The following is a 19,099-nucleotide window of genomic DNA, read 5'->3' on the forward strand; positions in this document are numbered from 1 at the left end:
TCTTGTTAGAGCTATTTCGAAAGGGCAAGTCGGCTCAGATTCTTGGGCTCGACATCAGTTCGACGACAGTGAAGTTACTGGAGTTGAGTCGGACGGGAGTCGGCTACCGAGTTGAGAGTTATGCGGTGAGCTCGTTGCCGCAAGACGCTGTGATCGAAAAAAGCGTAAACGATGTTGACGGCGTAAGCAATGCCATTCGCACGGTTCTGGCGCAATCGCAAACCAAAGTAAAAGTCGTGGCGGCCGCAGTGGCGGGATCCTCTGTTATTACCAAGCTTATTGATATGCCCGAGGGACTAAGCGATGACGAAATGGAGCTCCAGTTAGCTCTGGAGGCCGACCAGTACATCCCTTATCCACTGGAAGAAGTGTCGATGGATTTCGAGGTACAGGGCCCTTCCCCCGACAGTGAAGGCCGGGTAGAAGTTCTGCTCGCGGCCTGCCGCCGGGAGACGATTGAGGCGCGTGTGGCGGCGATTGAAGGCTCTGACCTCGAGCCAAAAATTATGGATGTAGAAGCCTATGCGATGGAGCGGGCCTACACCCAGCTGCAATCGCAACTTGGCCTGAATAATGAAAGCAAAGTAGCCATAGTGGATATTGGCGCCACAATGACGACCTTGAGCGTGCTGCATAACGGGCAAACTATCTACACGCGAGAGCAGTTGTTTGGCGGCAAACAGCTCACAGATGAGATTATGCGGCGCTACGGCCTCCCGCTCGAAGAGGCGGGTCTCGCCAAGAAGCAGGGCGGTTTGCCTGACGATTACGAGCCAGAGGTGCTTGAACCGTTTAAGGATGCGGTAGTACAGCAAGTTCAGCGGTCATTACAGTTCTTTTTTTCCTCCAGTCACTATAACGACGTCGACCACATCATACTGGCCGGTGGGGTCGCCTCTATGGACGGACTGGAGCAATTAGTCCAGAAGCGGCTTGGCACATTGACGTCCCTTGCCAACCCCTTTGCTCAGATGTCGATTTCATCTCGGGTGAATACCGTGGCCCTCAATGGCGATGCGCCGGCAATGATGATCGCCTGCGGATTGGCCATGCGGAGTTTTGACTGATGGCACGGATCAACCTATTGCCATGGCGCGAAGAGCGGCGCCAGCAGTTGAAGAAAGATTTTTTCGTTTCGGTTGCCCTCGTGGTGGCACTCGCTGGTGTTCTGGTTTTGCTGGCTGATCGTATTGTCGCCAACCAGATTGACTCACAGGAGTCGCGCAACGCGTATATGACTAAGAATATCAAGACACTAGACAAGGCCGTGCGTGAAATTCGTGATTTGCAGAAGCGCCGTAATCAGTTGTTGGACCGTATGCGCGTTATTCAAGAGCTGCAGGGTAACAGACCCATTATTGTCCGAGTGCTTGATCAGCTGGTTCGAACGGTTCCCGACGGAGTTTTCTATAAGAAACTTGACGCCCGGGGTAAGAAGATCGCGATTGGTGGAGTGGCCGAATCCAATAATAGAGTGTCGAGCCTGATGCGTCGGTTGAGTGCATCGGATTGGCTGGCCAACCCAAGTCTGGACAAGGTGAGTGCCGCGCCCGCGTTTGGCGATCAGGCGAATAATTTTGATCTGTCGGTACAGGTCGAAGCCCCGAAAATTGATGAAGAAGAGTCGGGAGAGCGGTGATCCATGGCATTTGAAGATAGCCTGCAGGCAATACGTGAATTCGATATCTCCAGCCTGGAGTTCGACAATATCGGAGCTTGGCCGACACCCGCAAAGGTTATCACCTGGGTAGTACTGTTCATCGGTGTCATCGTCGCTGGTTACTACTACGACATCGAGGGCTTACAGGTTGAGTTGGCCCGGCAGGAGGCCAAAGAGGTCAAACTCAAAAAAGAGTACGAGGAGAAGGCATTTCAAGCCGCTAACCTGGATGCTTACCGGCAACAAATGGTGGAGATGGAAGAGTCTTTTGGGGCGTTGGTCAGCCAGCTGCCTAGTGATACTGAGGTGCCGGGTTTGCTAGAGGACATTACAAACAAGGGCTTACTCAATGGCTTGCAGATCTCTTCTATAGACTTACAGAAAGAACGGGCTAAGGAGTTTTACATCGAGCTCCCGATTGAGATCAAGGCGAGCGGTTCTTATCATGACCTGGGCGCGTTTGTGAGTGGCATGGCAGGTTTGCCCAGGATTGTGACGCTGCACAACTTTGAGATTGTAGCGAAGAAAAAGAATACCAACGAACTGGATATGAAGATTTTGGCTAAGACATACCGCTACAGGGATGAGGACGCCTAGTGATGAATGCGCTCTTTCGAACCCTGTTATCTGCGTGCGTGGCAGGGTTTATTCTCACCGGCTGTTCCAAGGCAGATTTTTCGGACCTGGATGCCTTTATGGAAGAAAAACGATCTCGCCCGGGCGGTATTATTGCGCCTATACCAACGTTTAAGGCCTATGAAGCTTTTGCTTACAGTGCCACAACAATGCGCAGTCCGTTTGACCGGCCTATTGAGGTTCGTGAGATTGCCCAGCTGCAGGCGGTGTCAGCGATTAAGCCGGACGAGAACCGCGCCAAGGAATTTCTTGAGCAATTCACGTTCGATTCATTACAGATGGTGGGTACGTTAGAGCGAGATGAAACGAACTGGACCCTGATTAAGGACCCGGACGGTGGCGTGCACCGCGTCAGGGTCGGTAACTTTCTGGGGCGCCACCACGGCAAGATTGTCGATATGACAGATACATTCGTCGGCGTGGTCGAGATTGTCAGCGATGGCACAGCAGATGGCTGGGTTGAGCGACCTCGGGCAATAAAGCTTAGCGGTACGTAGACTGAGTTGCGACATTGGGCGTCGTGGCAAATGGAAAAAATCTAGTTGGGGACAAGGGCCGTGGGGACAAAACTTAGGTATTTACAAAGTGGGTTGCGTAGCGCGCTTGTTTCAATCGCGACAGGGTTTTTTACCTGCGCAGCGATAGCCGCGCCGACGGTGCAGGATATTGAGTTCAGCTCCCGACCGGGGAGCAAGTTTGAGGTTCGGCTGGAGTTTAATGAAACGCCGCCAGATTTCAAAACCTATGCTATTGAGAAGCCCGCCCGTATCGCGGTGGATTTTCCCGGAACAGGTAGTGCTTTGGAGCAAAAGCGCTACTCGCTGCCCTACGGCAACGCCAAGAAAGCGGTTGTACTGGAGTCGGGCGACCGAACACGGCTGGTACTCGAGCTGATCAAACTGGTTCCGTTCGATACCCGTGTAGAGGGGAATAGCTTGTACCTTTTGCTTGGCCAGGAGGGCACAGACTATTTGAAGCCCGTCGGTGAGCCTCTGCAGGTCAAGGCAGCGGTGTCGGAGGTTGTTGAAGAAGATTCACGCATAATGGACCTGCAGTTCCAGCGTACTGGCGACGGTGAAGGCAAGTTGATGCTGGATCTGACCAATCCCTCTGTGGATGTGAATGTCTACAGTGAGGCCGGCAAGATAAACGTGCAATTCATGGATACCGCAGTTGATGAGCGTCTTATTCGTCGCTATGACGTTACTGATTTCGCGACGCCGGTCGATAGCGTGGAAGTGAATACCTCGCAGCGAGGCGCCACGTTAGTCCTCGATACAACCGGTGACTTTGATTATCTCGCATACCAGACAGACAATCAGTATGTGGTCAGTGTCAAGCCACTTTCCAAGAAAGAGCTGGAGCGGCGCAAGAATGAATTCAGCTACGTCGGAGACCGAATATCACTTAATTTTCAGGATATTCAGGTCCGCGCGGTACTGCAGTTGATTGCTGATTTTACTGAGATGAACCTGGTCGCCAGCGATACGGTGACGGGACGTATTACACTGCGTTTGCAGAATGTGCCGTGGGATCAGGCCCTGGAGCTGGTGCTGAAAACCAAGGGTCTGGACAAGCGTCAGGTGGGCAATGTCTTGATGGTAGCACCGGCAGCCGAGATTGCTGAGCGAGAGCGCCAGCAGATAGAGGCCAATAAGCAAATCGCCGAATTGGCGCCGCTGGTGTCAGAGTTTGTCCGCATTCGATATGCCAACGCCAGTGACCTTGTTCAGTTGTTCGCCGCAGGCTCTGAGGATGGTGGCAACTTGACATCCCCCCGTGGCTCCGTAGTGGTGGATGATCGAACGAACTCATTAATCATTACTGACACAGCGACGAAGCTCGCCGAAATTCGTGAACTGATAGAGTTGGTGGATATTCCGGTTCGTCAGGTCATGATCGAAGCTCGCATCGTAATCGCGCAGTCGGACGCCTCGAAGAATCTTGGTATCGAATGGGGTGGTGGTTACTCCAATAGAGGCGACGACAGCGTAACGTCGATCTCTGGTGATACTACCAACGTGGTTGACCTGACTGAATCCGCGATTAACGGCACGGATCCGACACTGAGCTATCCCGGCGCCCTGCTGGTCGATCTGGGTGTGGCGTCCAATAGTGGTTTTGCCATCGGCTATGCCGCCAGCGATCTTTTCCTTACCGCCGAGCTTTCCGCACTGGAGGCGGAGGGCGAGGGTGAGGTTGTCTCTCAGCCGAAAGTGATCACTGGTGATAAACAAAATGCGGTCATCAAGTCGGGCACCGAAATCCCGTACCAGGAATCATCGGCAAGCGGTGAGACCACCACGTCTTTCAAAGATGCTGTACTGCAGCTGGACGTAACACCGAATATAACGCCGGATGACCGAATTTTGCTCACGCTGCAGGTGAATCAGGACTCAGTTGGTGAACTGGTTCCCAGTGGCCGTGGTGGATTTATTCCCTCTATCGATACGACCCAGCTTGATACACAGGTGTTGGTGGGTAATGGAGAAACCGTTGTTCTCGGCGGTATCTTCAAGACAGAGGATATCGAGTCTATAAACAAGGTGCCCTACTTCGGTGATATTCCGTACGTTGGTGCTTTTTTCCGCAGTGAGTCGACGTCGCACAAGAAGACTGAAACACTGATTTTTATCACGCCGCGTATCCTTGCCGATACGCTCCTCGATTAGGCCCGACCAGACAAATGCCAGTCCTTCATAGAGTTTTCCTCGTCGGCCCCATGGGGGCCGGTAAGACCACGATTGGCAAGTATCTTGCCCAGCATCTGAAGTTGCAGTTTTCGGATACCGATACTGAAATAGAGGAGCGAACCGGTGCCGATATCCCCTGGATCTTTGATGTCGAGGGCGAGGAGGGTTTTCGCGACCGGGAACAGCAGGTCGTAGCCGAGATGACCGAATGGGATAACCTGGTGCTCGCCACGGGCGGCGGTGTTGTGCTGCGAAAAGAGAATCGAACCGCACTGGCAGCCAGGGGATTCGTGGTATACCTTTATGCCTCCGTGGAGGAACAGGCGCGTCGTACCCGGCGGGACCGGCGCCGACCTCTGTTACAAAAAGGTGATCCGGAGGAAATACTTGGTGAACTAATGGCGCTGCGTGATCCTTTGTACCGGGAAATTGCCGACCACATCATTGAGACGGATGCCTGTAGCCCTAAGACTGTCGCTCAGCGGCTGGTCAAGGAACTGACCGCTACCTGAGCGGCCTCTGCCTTTGGCTTAGTGGGCCAGGTAGGTACACTCCTGCTGACAAGGCGTTATCATAACTGCCCATCGTACTTGGCCCGGAGGAATGGACGTGCCGCTGTTAATGCATACCTTGCATGTAGATCTGGGTGAGCGTACCTATCCCATTTATATTGGTAGAGACTTGCTGGCCGACGACTCTCTGCTGTCTCAGCACGTTAGTGGCTCCCAGGTGGTGATTATCAGCAATGAAACCGTGGCGCCACTCTACGTGGAAAAAGTGCGCACTGCGCTGGGCTCGCGCGACTTGGTTACGGAGATAGTGCTGCCCGACGGAGAGCAGTATAAGACGCTTGAAACGTTGTCTCATATCTTTGACCGGGTAATGGAGCATCGGCACAATCGTGGCACTACCTTCATCGCCGTAGGCGGGGGCGTTGTTGGCGACGTGGCTGGCTTCGCCGCGGCAAGCTATCAACGGGGCGTCAATTTTCTGCAGGTCCCTACTACGCTATTGTCCCAGGTGGACTCGTCAGTGGGTGGCAAGACGGCGGTCAATCACCCGCTGGGAAAAAACATGATCGGCGCGTTTTACCAGCCTCAGGCGGTTCTGATAGATATCAATACCTTGCATACGCTGCCCGCCAGAGAGCTCAGCGCGGGCTTGGCAGAGGTGGTGAAGTACGGACTGATCAGCGACGAGCCATTCTATCGCTGGCTACAGGATAATATGCCTCGTCTCCTGGCCCGTGAGGAAGCTGCCTTGGCTGAGGCTATCGAACGCAGTTGTGCGAACAAGGCGGAGGTGGTGGCAGCCGATGAGCGTGAGGGCGGTCTGCGAGCGATTCTTAATCTGGGCCACACTTTCGGTCATGCGATAGAAACGGCTCAGGGTTATGGCCGCTGGCTGCACGGGGAGGCGGTCGCCGTCGGGATGCTTCTGGCGCTGGACTTGTCTGCGCGTCGCCGCTGGATACCTGCACGCGAGGTGAGCGCCTACCGGGATCTGCTTGTAAGCATGCATTTGCCCACAGACATACCGGTCGACATGGGGGAGGAGCAGTTTCTGTCCCTTATGGGCCGTGACAAAAAGGTTATCGATGGGACGCTGCGCCTCGTTCTGCTGCGGGGAATCGGCGAGGCATGCATAGTGGATGATACCAGCCGGGAGGAATTGCGCACGTTGTTGCAGGCCGCCGCGCAAAGCGCCTCCGGTTGAACGTGGCCCCGAAACGCGCAAGCGGTTAGAATACGCCTCCTATGAGAGCGAGGGTGTGCGCGGCGGCTTGGCCCCTGTCTACCCCTTGCCGACACCGAGAAGCCAGGAACTCCCGATGAATGAGCTCAAGAACGATCGTTTTCTGCGTGCCTTGTCACGCCAGTCGGTCGACCGAACGCCTATCTGGATGATGCGCCAGGCGGGGCGATATTTGCCTGAGTATCGAGCGACTCGCAAGCAGGCCGGTTCCTTCCTCGATCTGTGTATGAATGCGGAACTGGCATGCGAGGTTACGCTGCAGCCTCTGCGTCGCTACCCGATGGATGCTGCAATCCTGTTTTCCGACATACTGACCGTGCCCGATGCACTCGGTCTTGGCCTGTACTTTGAAGAGGGTGAGGGGCCGCGTTTTCGCAAGACGGTGCGCAGCGAAGCCGACCTGGCCGGTCTTAATAGTTTTACTGCGGACGACGATCTCGACTATGTCATGCGCGCGGTCAGTACCATCCGCAGTGAGTTGAACGGCAGCGTACCCCTGATCGGATTCTCTGGCAGCCCCTGGACACTGGCTACTTACATGGTCGAGGGGGGCTCCTCAAAAGATTTTGCCCGTGTCAAGAGCATGGCTTACGACAAACCCGCGCTCATGCACGACCTGCTTTCTTTACTGGCTGATGCCGTAGCCGACTACCTTGCCGCGCAGGTCCGCGCAGGCGCGCAGGCACTGCAGATTTTTGATACCTGGGGAGGAAGCTTGAGTGCGTCCGCGTACCGAGAGTTTTCTCTCGCGTATATGCGGCGTATTTTGGAACGCCTCCCTGCAGAGGCGGAGGGGCGCCCGGTCCCCGTGATCGTCTTCACCAAGGGCGGCGGGCAATGGCTTGAATCAATTGCGGACTGCGGTGCGCACGCCGTTGGCATAGATTGGACCACAGATATTGGCCTCGCGCGTAAGCGTATCGGCGATAAGGTTGCCCTGCAGGGGAATATGGATCCGAGTATGTTGTTTGCATCACCTGAGAGAATTCGCGCTGAGGTGGCAGAGATACTGGCAACGTTTGGCCACGGTAGCGGCCATGTATTTAACCTCGGTCATGGCATTACGCCCGGGGTGAATCCGGATCACGTCACGGCGTTTGTAGAGGCTGTGCAGGAACTGTCACCGCCCTATCACGCAAGTTAAGGTCGGTTTATGCGGCCACAGCCGCTGCGCCTTGGCAGCCAGCAGCCGTCAGGGCGTCTTGGGTTTTTCGTTGCGATCGTCTTCGACTTCGTCGCAGCCAAAATCATGCTCCATTTCCAGGGCGGGCTGATCGGATAACGGCTTGCCGACAATTTTTGCCGGCACGCCTGCTGCGGTGGTGTGCGGCGGGATATCTTCGAGTACAACACTGCCTGCCCCGACTTTGGCACCTTCACCGACGCTAATGTTGCCGAGTATTTTTGCGCCGGCGCTAATAAGTACGCCGTCGCCAATCTTGGGGTGTCGGTCCCCTTCGTCTTTGCCGGTGCCGCCGAGTGTCACTGACTGTAGGATAGAAACATTATTGCCGACCACCGCGGTTTCGCCGATAACAACACCCGTTGCGTGATCCAGCATTACACCCCGCCCAATTCGAGCCCCTGGATGAATGTCCACGCCGAACTCCATGGACACCCGGTTTTGGAAAAATAGCGCGAGTGATTCTCGTCCGTTTTGCCACAACCAATGCGCAACGCGGTGCGTTTGTAAAGCGTGGTAGCCTTTGAAGTAGAGAAATGGGATGTACAAATGGTTGCAGGCTGAGTCCCTGTCTTCAACGGCTTGCAGATCGGCGCGGACCGCCTCACAAATGCCAGGGTCGCTGTCCATCGCCTCCAGCATCACTTCCCTGAGCAGCAGGGAGGAAGCTGTGGGACTGTCTAGCTGGCTGGCCAGACGAAAGCTCAGAGCGAGCTCCAGCCGGGTGTGGTTTAGTATGGTTGCGTGCAGAAAGCTTGCGAGTATAGGCTCATCACCCGTGTGCTCCGAGGCTTCCGTGCGAATCCGGTTCCAGACGGGGTCTGCCTTGTTTGCCGCCATGATGGTATCTCCTTTTGAACGCGCACTTTAGCCTATAACCGGTTAATCGTCACTGCGATATCCTGCCTCGGAATGACCACAGGTCATGCCCGCTCTGGCGGTACTTATCCTCAAACAGGCTAAGGGGAGTGTCGGAGTTTGAAACGCGTGCGACAGACCCGTAGTGACCTGCCAGGTGCAGCGCACTGCCGAACTCCTCCACGTAGAGCTGCCAGTTTGACCGCAGTTCGACCTGTCCCCCTAGCGCGAGGAGATGCGGCAGACTGGCGTGGCCGTGAATTCGCCGTTGCAGGTGCTTGGCCTTCGGCCAGGGGTTCGGGTAAAGCATGTAGTGATAGGCGGCTCGCAATTTGTCTTGTGTGAGTAGTGCCCAGATATCCTCGCAGTTGGCCTGCAGTAGGCAGTAGTCAGGACAGAGGTTGCCGCGATGCTTGCCCAGTCTGTGAGCAGACTTATCAATACCGATAACAAAGTGATCCGGATGACGTTGTGCTAATAGAGCGGTGCTGTGTCCGGTACCACAAAAGGAGTCGATAACGAGCGGTCGCGGGTTCGCATCCAGTGCCTCCGCGGCATGGGCATACGCGCGACGGCTGTAATCTGAGATCTGTCCGCGGTGCGAGTTATGCAGATGGCGTTGGACGACCGTTGCTAGCCTCGGGTGAAGGTGGCTCTGATTGCTGTGGACCGGACTTGAGTTATCTAGCAAGGGTGTTTCGCCTCTCGTTGATTTGCCATCTCAGGTGCCTGCCCTCTTGCCCCGGACACTGGATTTGATGTTGATGAGGGTGACTGCCATGATACGGCTAACTATCGACAAACCGAAGTAGAGTAAAGGCTCCCATGCGTGAAGACTTGCGGCCCTATTGGCTGAAAAAAAGGTACTTGGATTTTCGGCGATGGTATGCCGAGTATTTTTTACGCCCTGAGTGTATTTCACTTGGTCCGCACCATAACATTATGAAACCTTGGTATGTGCATTTGTCTGGAGGCAGCATACAAATAGGCCGCTGCTTTACTGCCATTGGCGAACCGGGTAACAGAGTCGAGGTTGGCGTATGGGGGCGTGAGGCGGGCGCTGGCCGTGTTGTCATTGGTGACTGCTGCCTGATGAGTCCTGGTTCACGGCTGAGTGCGAGTGATGAGATTGTACTGGGCGATGGCGTAATGCTCGCGAACGGCGCGTACGTCACGGATTCCGATTGGCATATGATTTACGATCGTATGACACGGGATGGGCCTACCCCCGTCCATATTGGTAACAATGTCTGGTTGGGAGACCACTCCACCGTGCTCAAGGGAGTGACCATCGGAGATAATAGCGTCGTTGCCGCGCGAGCCGTTGTTACCCGTGATGTGCCTGCTAACGTTGTCGTCGCGGGAAGCCCCGCGAAGGTTGTAAAGGAACTGGACCCTGATCGCGGGTTTAAAACGCGCATGGATTACTTCGAGGACCCGGTCGGTTTGGAAACGTTTTTTGATGCGGTAGATTGCGAGGTTCTGAAAAAAAATAGCTTCTGGTCCTGGCTCTGGTCAGTCCTCTACCCGCCGTCGCGTCTTCCCTGATGAGATAAGTGCGGCTACCTAAATTAATTGCAGTGGTTCTTCGTGCAGGGCTGACATTTGCTCGCGTAATTCGAGGATATGGTCCGCCCAGTAACGCTCGCTGTTAAACCAGGTGAAGCTTCGCGGAAACGCCGGGTCTTCCCAGCGCCGCGCAAGCCAGGCCGCGTAGTGCACGAGGCGCAGAGTTCGCAGCGCCTCGACCCAGCGTATCTGTCGCGGATCGAAATCACAGAACTCTGAATACCCCTCTATCAGCTCTGACAGTTGTAGCTGCCGATCATGGCGTTCGCCATTGAGAAACATCCATAGATCTTGAATAGCCGGCGCGGAACAGCAGTCATCGAAGTCTACAAAGTGCGCCGTATCATCCCGCCACAATATGTTGCCTACGTGACAGTCGCCGTGTACGCGGATCAGGTCCTCGTCACCGACTTCTGCCATCAAGGTGCTTGTCAGCGTGTCGAGATCGCTGGTGAGAGACGCGTAGGCATCAATCAAATCCTTCGGGATAAAACCATCTAGCAGGAACTCGCAACTATCGCGCAGCATGCGTTGTACTGAAATCGCCTGGCGATGGGCAAACGGCTGCGTCCTTCCTATGGCGTGAATGCGCCCGAGGGTTCTGCCCAGCACCAGCAGGTTATCGAGGTTATCCAGTTCTGGCGGATAACCGCCGCGGCGTGCAAAGAGTGCGAACTGAAAATCATCGTAACGGTGCAAAGTGGAGCCGTGTGCATCGACCATGGGAGGCACGACGGATATTTCCGCCTCGGCCAACTCCAGACTAAAGGCATGTTCCTCCCTGATCTGTGCCTCGCTCCAGCGCCCGGGGCGGTAGAATTTTGCGATGATTGGCTGCGCATCTTCTATGCCAACCTGGTAAACACGGTTCTCGTAGCTATTCAGGGCGAGCAGGCGAGCGTCACTCAGGTAGCCTACTGATTCCACGGCGTCGATTATCATGTCCGGGTTGAGGCGGTCGTAGGGATGGGTTTTCATACGGTGTCCGTGGGTCCTGTCAGTAATGCGGCACTCTTGATCTGCGCGTACACGTGATCATTTTTTTGCAGGCCAAGTTCGAATGCGGAACGGCGGGTAATGCGTGCCAGCAGGTATTGCCGGCCAAGAGAGAGTCGCAGTAACAGGCGCGGTGCGGTAGTGTCCTCCAGCTCCTCAATCGTGACAGGAAAAATATTCAGGATGCTGCTGTTACGCGGCTTTTCGCGGCAGACACTGACATCCCTGGCGGGTATGCGGATACGTCGTGACTGTCCTGCAGGCAGGCGCAACTGGCTCACGCGAAGAATGTGACCGCCGATATCCAGTTCCGTGAGACCGAAGGACTCATCCTGTCCTGAAATGGTCCCCGTGATGATGGCTGCTGCCTGCTCTTCGCGAGACAAGCGCGTATCCAGTCGGCTGCACAAATCCAGCAGTGAGCCTTGCTCCGTTACGCGGCCTGACTCGAGCAACAGGAGGTGATCCGCCAGCTGGCAGACCTCCTCGATATTATGGCTGACATAAAGCATGGGTATGCGGGTGTTGGCAGACAGCTGCTGCAGGCAGCGCAGGCATTCACTGGCGGCGACGTGGTCGAGGTTTGCCAGCGGCTCGTCGAGCAGTAAAAGCTCCGGTGAGCCAAGCAGCGCTCGGCCTATGGCTACCCGTTGTTTTTGCCCCGCGGACAGGGTGTTCACCTTGTATGCCAGCAGGTCTTGCAGCTCCAGCCAGTTGACTACCTGGTCGAGTGTGATACTACCCGGCTTGCTCCGCGCCAACGGGTATTCCAGGTTGCCGAGCGTGTCGAGATGGGGGAATAGCCTGGCATCCTGAAAGACGTAGCCAATGCCGCGCCGCCACGGTGGTACGCAGCGCCCTGGCGCGTGCCAGCGAGTGTGATTGAGCCTTATAGTGCTTGAATGCGAGGGCTTGCGGAGGCCTGCTATGCAGTCGAGTAAAGTACTCTTGCCGCTGCCACTGGGCCCGTAGATGGCGGTTATACCCGCTGCGGGGAGTTGGCACTTGAGATCGAGCGTAAAGTCGTTCTCGCCCTGGCAGTGAATGTCCAGTTGCAGGGAGCTCACGTGCGAACCCGCCAACTACTTGTGCCGCTACTGCGGTATAAAAAGAATAGCAGGGCCAGTGAAAATAGGACGAGACCTCCTGCTAGACGGTGCGCCTCATCAAAACGCAACGTTTCCACAAAGTCGTACAGGGCGATAGACAACACTTGCGTCTCCCCCGGGATGTTGCCGCCAATCATTAACACCACACCGAATTCGCCAACGGTGTGTGCAAAGCCCAAACTGGCGGCCGTGAGGAAGGTGCGGCGGGTCAAGGGTAAGACCACCGAGCGGAACCGGTCCAGGGGACTCGCGCCCAGTGTCGCCGCGGCTTGCAGCAAGCCCTGCGGAATCCGCTGAAATGCGGACTGCAATGGCTGTACTACAAAGGGAAGGGAGTAGATCACCGAGCCGATGACCAATGCGGAAAAACTGAACGCCAGTTGTGATCCGGTTAGACGCTCCCAGGCCCGTCCAACAGCAGTGTCGGGTGCGAACAGCAGCAGCAGGTAAAAACCCAGTACTGTGGGCGGCAGTATCAGGGGCATTGCAACCAGCGCCTCTATAGCAGCGGACAGGTTGCCTTGACGACGGGACAACCACCACGCCAGTGGTGTGCCGAGCAGCACCAGCAGCGCCGTGGTGACAGAGGCCAGTGCTACAGTGAGATAGATCGCATCCAGTTCTGCAGAGTTCAGGGGCACGATTCGTAGCCGGCTTGGGTGATCTGATCGCGCACCGTATCACTTCTCATCCACTTGAGGTAGGCGTCTACCGCAGGGCCCTGCTGCCGGATGAGAGCAAACTGGGTCAGTGATGCATGCCACGCCCGGGGGACGTCGATAGCGCCTGAATCAGTGGCCAGTGACTTGGGCACCAGGGCAAGGTCTACCGCGCCGCTGTACCAGAACTGGTAGGCCTGGATTGCGTTATTGCCGCGCACCAGCTTGCGCGTGTTACCCGGCGAAAATTCCGCTCGATCGAGAACCTCTATTGCCGCTGCGCCATAGGGGGCGGTCGCGGGGTTCGCGATTGCCAGGCTCAGGCCGGGGTCGGCGAGAGCCGAGAGGTCGCTGGCGCCGACCAATGCCAAGCGGCCGACTGCGTAGCAGAAGGGTGCCAGTCCATCGTTGTCGGCTGCGTAAAGTTGTTCAGGCGTCGTGCTGTCGGCGGCGAAAAACACATCAAAGGGTGCGCCGTGGATTATCTGTGCCGCAAGCACCCCTGTTGACGCACTGCTGAGGGTGACGGCGATGCCGGTATCTGACTGGAACTGCTCACTGAGATGCAACAGTGTGGGTTTAAAGTTTGTTGCGACCGCCACACGCACAGTGTCATCGGCCCTGAGCACGGGCGCCAGAAGAATGGCCAGTAGCGCCAGTGTGCGCATGCGAGGGCTCCATGCCTTTTTAATTCAGATGTATGGTGTCGGCGTGCGGGCCAGGCACCATACCTCGATGTGGCGGGCGCCCGCTTGTTTGAGGGCTCGCGACAGGGCGGCCGCAGTAGCCCCTGTCGTCAGGACATCGTCCACAATGGCTATGCGGAGGTTGTCACAGGGTCTTGATACTGTAAAGGCGTTGGCCAGATTACGCTTGCGTTGTGCGGCACACATTGCGGACTGCGGGGCGGTCGGGCGGTGTCGTTTTACGGTGCGCAGGTCGGGGGTTAAGCCACCGGCGGCAGCGACATGATCACCCAGGTGTGCTGCCAGCAGTTCCGACTGGTTAAAGCCGCGATGCCAGCGTCTGCGCCAGTGCAGCGGAACGGGGATCAGCAGGTCTATGTCCGTCCGTCGGCCTGCTTTTTTTAGCCACAGATGAGCCAAAACGGGGGTGAGATGACGTTCCCGCTGATACTTCCAGCGCTGGATCAGGCGCGCCAGATATTCACCGTATAGCCAGGGCGCGATGACCCGGTCGTAGGGTGGTGGATGTGCCAGGCACTGGCCGCAAAGCCGCGATGCCGCAAGGTGGTTTGCGCCCGCCAGTGGAATCGCGCACTGTTCGCAGGCCACTGTGTTCGCGGGGAGTTCCGACTCACAGGGCCGGCATAGCGGCAGGTGCCGGTAGCTGCGCATGCGACACAGTGCGCAATGGTTGGGTAGCAGGCCCTCCAACAGGCGTATGCGAGCGCTGTTAACCATAATGCCTCCGTTGGGTTGACAGCGCTTTACCCCCCTGTATCATATTGTTTTAACTCCAAATTTCAATCAGGTAAGGCTTATGAATGCGCCGAATACCGCTCCGTCCATGCCGCAGGCTGACATTCGCCACGACTGGTCGCGGGATGAGGTTGAGGCACTGTTCGCACTGCCTTTCAACGATCTGTTGTTTATGGCTCAGTCGATTCATCGGCAGTATTTTGACCCGAATGAGGTGCAGATAAGCACACTACTTTCCATCAAAACCGGCGCCTGTCCGGAGGATTGTGCCTACTGCCCCCAAAGCACCCGCTACGATACCGGGCTGGAGGCGGAGAAGCTGCTGGAGTTAGAGAACGTGCTGTCCCAGGCTCGGGCTGCGGCGGCCTCCGGAGCAACTCGGTTCTGCATGGGTGCGGCTTGGCGTTCGCCCAAGAATAGAGATATGCCTTACCTTGTATCCATGGTGAAAGGGGTGCGCGAACTTGGTCTGGAGAGCTGCATGACGCTGGGCATGCTGAGTGAAAGCCAGGCCTCGGAACTGGCGGAGGCGGGGCTCGACTACTACAACCACAACCTGGACACGTCACCGGAGTTTTACGGCGATATTATTACCACGAGAACCTACAAGGATCGTCTGGACACCCTGGACCATGTCCGCAAGGCAGGTATGAAGGTTTGTAGTGGCGGCATCGTAGGTATGGGTGAGGAGCAAAATGATCGGGCCGGCCTGCTGCAGCAGTTAGCCAATTTGCCGCAACACCCGGAGAGCGTGCCGATCAATATGCTGGTCCGGGTGGAGGGAACACCTCTGGAAAATGAGGCTGACCTGGATCCCTTCGAGTTCATTCGTACCATCGCCGTTGCGCGTATTCTGATGCCGGTATCGCAGGTTCGCCTGTCCGCCGGGCGTGAAGAAATGAACGAGCAAATGCATGCCCTGGCCTACTTCGCTGGTGCCAATTCGATTTTCTATGGGGAAAAACTCCTGACAACGCCGAACCCACGAGGCAACAGTGACATGGCATTGTTTGAGCGTCTGGGCATTTCGCCCGAGCAACGCCACGTTGACCGGCCACCCCAGGCCCCAAGCCCGCACTTTTACGACGCCGCCGCGACTTAGCGCAACCATGGAGGGTTTCGAGGCGCGTCTTGGCGCGGCACTGGAGGAGCGGCGCGTTGCGGGTCTGTACCGGCGGCGACTGACCCTGGAGTCATCCCAGGGCGTGGTTGTCCGGATCGCGGGGCGAGACTGTCTCAACTTCTGCAGTAATGATTATCTGGGCCTGGCGGCTCACCCCCGGATTGTTGCTCGGTTCCAGCAGGCCGCTGCTCATTATGGTGTGGGCAGTGGGGCCTCGCACCTTGTCTGTGGGCACAGTGCGCCGCATCATGAGCTGGAAGAGGCTCTCGCAGAATTTACCGGACGGCCTCGTGCCCTGCTCTACTCCAGCGGGTACATGGCCAATACCGGCGTCCTCACCAGCGTGCTGCGCAAAGGTGACCAGGTGTTTGAGGATCGACTGAACCACGCATCGTTACTCGACGGTGGACTTTTCAGTGGTGCTCGTTTTCGTCGTTTCCCTCACAACGATACGATTGCGTTGGAAAAAAAGCTGAGTGCCGCTGAGGGCGCCAAACTCGTGGTGGTCGACGGTGTCTTCAGTATGGACGGCGACAGTGCGCCACTGGCTGATCTGGCTGATGTCTGCCACCGACATGAAGCGTGGTTGATGGTAGATGACGCCCACGGTTTTGGTGTGCTCGGTGACCGCGGTGCGGGCAGCACCGCGGCGGCGGCGTTGGGGGTTCAGGGTGTGCCTGTTTTAATGGCAACCCTCGGTAAGGCGCTCGGCACCGCGGGGGCTTTTATCGCGGGCAGCGAGCTGTTGATAGAGATGCTTATCCAGCACTCACGAAATTATATATACACCACGGCGATACCTCCGGCGGTGGCGGCGGCGACCCTCGAAGCCCTGGCGCTGGTGCGCGAAGAGGCCTGGCGTCGGTCACACTTGGCCGCACTGATCCAGCGCTTTCGCTTGGGTGCAGAGCAGCTGGGTCTGCCGATAATGGCCTCTGACAGCGCGATACAGCCACTGCTTATTGGCTCTTCTCAAAGGGCTTTTGAGATAAGTGAGCGCTTACTATCTCAAGGTTTTTTAGTGGCCGCCATCCGGCCACCCACGGTGCCCGCCAACACTGCTCGCCTACGCATTACGTTGAGTGCCAGCCACACAGAGACACAGGTCGACCAACTGCTGGAAGCGCTCGCGAACAGTGCGTCGGGTAGCTGAGTGACACTGCAATGTGAATATCTGCCGGCCACGGAGCAGGCGCAGCACGATCTGGTTCTTTTGCATGGCTGGGGTTCCGGGGTAGAAATCTGGCGCCCTCTCCTGACCTTGCTGCGTCCCGGGGCCAACCTGACCTTGGTCCACTTGCCGGGCTGTGCCCCCGGAGTTGAGGGGGGTGATGATCTGTCTCTGCCGACCTTGCTGACAGACATCTTGGCGTGTGTCCCGCGACAGGCCGTGTTCATCGGCTGGTCCCTCGGTGGGCAGATCGCCCTCGCGTTGGCCCAGCGTTGCCCCGAGCACGTGGCCGGAGTGATCACGCTGTGTAGCAATCTGAAGTTCATCGCTGCTGACGACTGGCCCGGGATGGACCCGGATTTATTTCACCAGTTCAGACAGTCGGTTAGCGCTGATCCTGTGGCGGCTATGAAGCGCTTCGATAGGTTGCAGGCTCGTGGTGCCCCGCGGCCGCGAGCTCTGCTGCGGCAGTTGCGAGCATTGGGTCGTGCGCCGGCCACCTCTGATTTAGTAATTGGGTTGGATTGGCTGGCGAAACTGGACCTGCGGCAGACTGACGTTTCGCTGCCACGACTGTATTTGCTGGCTGGGCAAGACGCACTGGTGCCCGCATCGGTGGGCGCTGTCACGGCGCGTTCAGTGGGGTTAGAAGTCGAGCGAGTCGATGGTGCGAGCCATCTCATGCCATTGGAAAGCCCCGAACTTGTGCACCGTCTTATACGCCGTTTTCTTTCTCGTCTGCCGCTGTTGGAGAGGCCTGGGGCCTGCGTTGAGGGTGTGGCAAAAAGTGCAGTGGCCGCTTCCTTCAGCCGGGCGGCAAGAGGCTATGACTCCGCTGCCCACCTACAGCGAGAGGTTGGTGAGCAATTACTCACTTACCTTGATCAGCAACCACTGACACCGGCGACCATACTGGACTTGGGTTGTGGCACAGGGTATTTCCGGGCGCCTCTGGAGCAACGCTTTCCCACTGCCCGTTACCTGGGGCTCGACATTGCCCAGGGCATGGTGGTGCTGGCACGAGATCGGGGCGAGGGCACAGGCGAATGGCTGCAGGCCGATGCCGAAGCCTTGCCCCTCGCTGCGGCATCGGTTGACCTGGTATTCAGCAGCCTCGCGGTGCAGTGGTGTTATCGGCCGGAGCACCTATTCAGCGAGCTTGCGCGGGTGTTGGCACCCGGTGGCAGGTGCGTGTTTACAACGTTGGCACCGGCTACGCTGCACGAGTTGCGAGACGCCTGGGCGGCGGTCGATGGGTATCAACACGTGAATGCATTTATCGAACTGGCTGAACTGGAACTGGCAGCGAGTACTAGCCCCGGCGTGACAATGCGGCTGGAGCGACGCACTTACGAACTCACCTACACGCGTGTGCGAGACTTGCTGCGCGAATTAAAGGCACTGGGCGCGCACAACATGAATCCCCACCGACCTGTTGGGCTGACCAGCCGTCGTGCACTGCAGGGTATGTTGCGAGCGTATGAGCAGTGGCGCAAGCCGGACGGATCGTTGCCGGCAACCTACGACGTAGTATTTGCTGTTCTGGAGAAATCATGAGCAAGAGTTGGTTTGTGACGGGTACGGATACGGAAGTCGGCAAGACTGCGGTGAGCTGCGCCCTGTTGCATGCGGCGGCCAATGCGGGTCATCGCACCGCAGCAGTAAAACCGTTAGCGGCTGGCTGCGACGCCCGGGGACAGAACGCGGACGCCTTGCAATTGATGCAGTCGATGACAGAGGTAATGGACTACGAGCAAGTTAATCCGGTGGCGCTGGGTCCCGCTATTGCGCCCCACATTGCCGCGCAGCAGGCAAAGCGAAGGCTGCAGGCATCCCGGCTGGCGGGCTTGTGCAGGGGGGTAATGATGGGTGGAGCCGATTTCGTGCTGATCGAAGGGGCCGGCGGGTGGCGAGTGCCCATCGGACCTCGTGAAACCCTCGCGGACCTAGCGCGGGAATTGCAGGTTGGTGTCATTCTTGTGGTCGCGATGAGACTGGGCTGCATCAATCATGCGCTGCTGACAGCCGAGGCTATTAGGCGGGATGGATTGCACCTGGCGGGGTGGGTTGCCAATCAGCCGTCACAGCGTATGGACTGCCATAGCGAAAACCTGGAGACATTGCGGGCGCTGTTGGGAGCTCCTCTGCTGGGTGAAATTCCTCGCCTGACGCCCTGGGATGCAAAAGCGGCGGCGGAGCATCTCGACATTTGGCCATTATTGACCGATTAGAGACGGCATTTGCC

20 protein-coding genes are annotated in these 19,099 nt (G+C 57.1%); 13 read left to right on the forward strand and 7 right to left on the reverse strand.

The annotated features are described in order from the left end of the window. Nucleotides 1-2: 2 nt before the first annotated feature. From EYC82_RS13535 to hemE, 8 genes are all read left to right on the forward strand, one after another. A complete protein-coding gene (locus tag EYC82_RS13535) occupies nt 3-1,067 on the forward strand; it encodes a pilus assembly protein PilM (protein ID WP_279250072.1) in 1,065 nt (354 codons plus the stop codon). After that, complete coding sequence (locus tag EYC82_RS13540; protein ID WP_279250073.1) at nt 1,067-1,639, forward strand: PilN domain-containing protein; 573 nt, start codon at nt 1,067-1,069, stop codon at nt 1,637-1,639. The genes EYC82_RS13535 and EYC82_RS13540 overlap by 1 nt, the downstream gene beginning before the upstream one ends. 3 nt (nt 1,640-1,642) lie before the next feature. Then, nucleotides 1,643-2,257: a type IV pilus inner membrane component PilO gene (locus EYC82_RS13545; protein WP_279250074.1), complete on the forward strand. Its 615-nt coding sequence runs from the start codon at nt 1,643-1,645 to the stop codon at nt 2,255-2,257. A 2-nt stretch (nt 2,258-2,259) separates the two neighbouring features. Beyond that, complete coding sequence (locus EYC82_RS13550; RefSeq protein WP_279250075.1) at nt 2,260-2,793, forward strand: pilus assembly protein PilP; 534 nt, start codon at nt 2,260-2,262, stop codon at nt 2,791-2,793. 60 nt (nt 2,794-2,853) lie between these two features. Continuing rightward, entirely contained in the window at nt 2,854-4,968 is a 2,115-nt protein-coding gene (locus tag EYC82_RS13555) for a type IV pilus secretin PilQ (RefSeq protein ID WP_423243908.1), read from the forward strand. Nucleotides 4,969-4,982: 14 nt separating this feature from the next. Then, nucleotides 4,983-5,501: a shikimate kinase AroK gene (aroK, locus tag EYC82_RS13560; RefSeq protein WP_279250076.1), complete on the forward strand. Its 519-nt coding sequence runs from the start codon at nt 4,983-4,985 to the stop codon at nt 5,499-5,501. A 109-nt stretch (nt 5,502-5,610) separates the two neighbouring features. Beyond that, nucleotides 5,611-6,705 (forward strand): 3-dehydroquinate synthase, encoded by a 1,095-nt coding sequence (gene aroB / locus EYC82_RS13565; protein ID WP_279250702.1) that lies wholly within the window; start codon nt 5,611-5,613, stop codon nt 6,703-6,705. A 115-nt stretch (nt 6,706-6,820) separates the two neighbouring features. Then, the gene (gene hemE, locus EYC82_RS13570) at nt 6,821-7,888 is read left to right on the forward strand and encodes a uroporphyrinogen decarboxylase (RefSeq protein ID WP_279250077.1); all 1,068 of its coding nucleotides are present in this window, start codon (nt 6,821-6,823) and stop codon (nt 7,886-7,888) included. 48 nt (nt 7,889-7,936) lie between these two features. Here hemE and cysE read toward each other — a convergent pair whose 3' ends face one another. Next, nucleotides 7,937-8,767: a serine O-acetyltransferase gene (gene cysE / locus EYC82_RS13575; RefSeq protein ID WP_279250078.1), complete on the reverse strand. Its 831-nt coding sequence runs from the start codon at nt 8,765-8,767 to the stop codon at nt 7,937-7,939. 49 nt (nt 8,768-8,816) lie between these two features. Next, nucleotides 8,817-9,476: a tRNA (guanine(46)-N(7))-methyltransferase TrmB gene (gene trmB, locus EYC82_RS13580; RefSeq protein WP_279250079.1), complete on the reverse strand. Its 660-nt coding sequence runs from the start codon at nt 9,474-9,476 to the stop codon at nt 8,817-8,819. Between the two features lie 134 nt (nt 9,477-9,610). Here trmB and EYC82_RS13585 point away from each other — a divergent pair, with 134 nt between their 5' ends. Then, nucleotides 9,611-10,333, forward strand: a complete 723-nt coding sequence (locus EYC82_RS13585) for an acyltransferase (RefSeq protein WP_279250080.1) — start codon at nt 9,611-9,613, stop codon at nt 10,331-10,333. Between the two features lie 18 nt (nt 10,334-10,351). Here EYC82_RS13585 and EYC82_RS13590 read toward each other — a convergent pair whose 3' ends face one another. The 5 genes from EYC82_RS13590 to EYC82_RS13610 are packed head-to-tail and all read right to left on the reverse strand — an operon-like array spanning nt 10,352 to nt 14,542. Beyond that, a complete protein-coding gene (locus EYC82_RS13590; protein WP_279250081.1) occupies nt 10,352-11,332 on the reverse strand; it encodes a serine/threonine protein kinase in 981 nt (326 codons plus the stop codon). Next, nucleotides 11,329-12,417 (reverse strand): molybdenum ABC transporter ATP-binding protein, encoded by a 1,089-nt coding sequence (modC, locus tag EYC82_RS13595; RefSeq protein ID WP_279250082.1) that lies wholly within the window; start codon nt 12,415-12,417, stop codon nt 11,329-11,331. Before modC ends, EYC82_RS13590 begins: the two co-directional genes overlap by 4 nt. Beyond that, complete coding sequence (gene modB / locus EYC82_RS13600; protein ID WP_279250083.1) at nt 12,414-13,100, reverse strand: molybdate ABC transporter permease subunit; 687 nt, start codon at nt 13,098-13,100, stop codon at nt 12,414-12,416. Before modB ends, modC begins: the two co-directional genes overlap by 4 nt. Continuing rightward, nucleotides 13,091-13,786 (reverse strand): molybdate ABC transporter substrate-binding protein, encoded by a 696-nt coding sequence (modA, locus tag EYC82_RS13605; RefSeq protein ID WP_279250084.1) that lies wholly within the window; start codon nt 13,784-13,786, stop codon nt 13,091-13,093. Before modA ends, modB begins: the two co-directional genes overlap by 10 nt. 24 nt (nt 13,787-13,810) lie before the next feature. Next, on the reverse strand, nt 13,811-14,542 hold the full coding sequence (locus EYC82_RS13610) for a double zinc ribbon domain-containing protein (RefSeq protein ID WP_279250085.1): 732 nt from the start codon (nt 14,540-14,542) through the stop codon (nt 13,811-13,813). Nucleotides 14,543-14,621: 79 nt separating this feature from the next. Here EYC82_RS13610 and bioB point away from each other — a divergent pair, with 79 nt between their 5' ends. Genes bioB through bioD form a run of 4 tightly spaced genes read left to right on the forward strand, consistent with a single transcriptional unit; the run spans nt 14,622 to nt 19,085 of the window. Next, nucleotides 14,622-15,662: a biotin synthase BioB gene (bioB, locus tag EYC82_RS13615; protein WP_279250086.1), complete on the forward strand. Its 1,041-nt coding sequence runs from the start codon at nt 14,622-14,624 to the stop codon at nt 15,660-15,662. Nucleotides 15,663-15,669: 7 nt separating this feature from the next. Next, nucleotides 15,670-16,836: an 8-amino-7-oxononanoate synthase gene (gene bioF, locus EYC82_RS13620; protein WP_279250087.1), complete on the forward strand. Its 1,167-nt coding sequence runs from the start codon at nt 15,670-15,672 to the stop codon at nt 16,834-16,836. After that, nucleotides 16,837-18,411 (forward strand): malonyl-ACP O-methyltransferase BioC, encoded by a 1,575-nt coding sequence (gene bioC / locus EYC82_RS13625; protein WP_279250088.1) that lies wholly within the window; start codon nt 16,837-16,839, stop codon nt 18,409-18,411. It abuts the gene before it with no gap. After that, nucleotides 18,408-19,085: a dethiobiotin synthase gene (gene bioD / locus EYC82_RS13630; RefSeq protein ID WP_279250089.1), complete on the forward strand. Its 678-nt coding sequence runs from the start codon at nt 18,408-18,410 to the stop codon at nt 19,083-19,085. Before bioC ends, bioD begins: the two co-directional genes overlap by 4 nt. Nucleotides 19,086-19,099: the final 14 nt, after the last annotated feature.

Source organism: Candidatus Marimicrobium litorale, assembly GCF_026262645.1.
Classification (GTDB): Bacteria; Pseudomonadota; Gammaproteobacteria; order Pseudomonadales; family Halieaceae; genus Marimicrobium; species Marimicrobium litorale.

Bases quoted from the DNA above. Each gene is read 5' to 3' on its own strand.
- EYC82_RS13610 (WP_279250085.1), bottom strand. From the start codon at position 14,542: ATGGTTAACAGCGCTCGCATACGCCTGTTGGAGGGCCTGCTACCCAAC.
- hemE (WP_279250077.1), top strand. From the start codon at position 6,821: ATGAATGAGCTCAAGAACGATCGTTTTCTGCGTGCCTTGTCACGCCAG.
- modA (WP_279250084.1), bottom strand. From the start codon at position 13,786: ATGCGCACACTGGCGCTACTGGCCATTCTTCTGGCGCCCGTGCTCAGG.
- bioD (WP_279250089.1), top strand. From the start codon at position 18,408: ATGAGCAAGAGTTGGTTTGTGACGGGTACGGATACGGAAGTCGGCAAG.
- bioB (WP_279250086.1), top strand. From the start codon at position 14,622: ATGAATGCGCCGAATACCGCTCCGTCCATGCCGCAGGCTGACATTCGC.
- aroK (WP_279250076.1), top strand. From the start codon at position 4,983: ATGCCAGTCCTTCATAGAGTTTTCCTCGTCGGCCCCATGGGGGCCGGT.
- EYC82_RS13585 (WP_279250080.1), top strand. From the start codon at position 9,611: ATGCGTGAAGACTTGCGGCCCTATTGGCTGAAAAAAAGGTACTTGGAT.
- EYC82_RS13545 (WP_279250074.1), top strand. From the start codon at position 1,643: ATGGCATTTGAAGATAGCCTGCAGGCAATACGTGAATTCGATATCTCC.
- EYC82_RS13540 (WP_279250073.1), top strand. From the start codon at position 1,067: ATGGCACGGATCAACCTATTGCCATGGCGCGAAGAGCGGCGCCAGCAG.
- EYC82_RS13550 (WP_279250075.1), top strand. From the start codon at position 2,260: ATGAATGCGCTCTTTCGAACCCTGTTATCTGCGTGCGTGGCAGGGTTT.
- aroB (WP_279250702.1), top strand. From the start codon at position 5,611: ATGCATACCTTGCATGTAGATCTGGGTGAGCGTACCTATCCCATTTAT.
- bioF (WP_279250087.1), top strand. From the start codon at position 15,670: ATGGAGGGTTTCGAGGCGCGTCTTGGCGCGGCACTGGAGGAGCGGCGC.
- cysE (WP_279250078.1), bottom strand. From the start codon at position 8,767: ATGGCGGCAAACAAGGCAGACCCCGTCTGGAACCGGATTCGCACGGAA.
- EYC82_RS13590 (WP_279250081.1), bottom strand. From the start codon at position 11,332: ATGAAAACCCATCCCTACGACCGCCTCAACCCGGACATGATAATCGAC.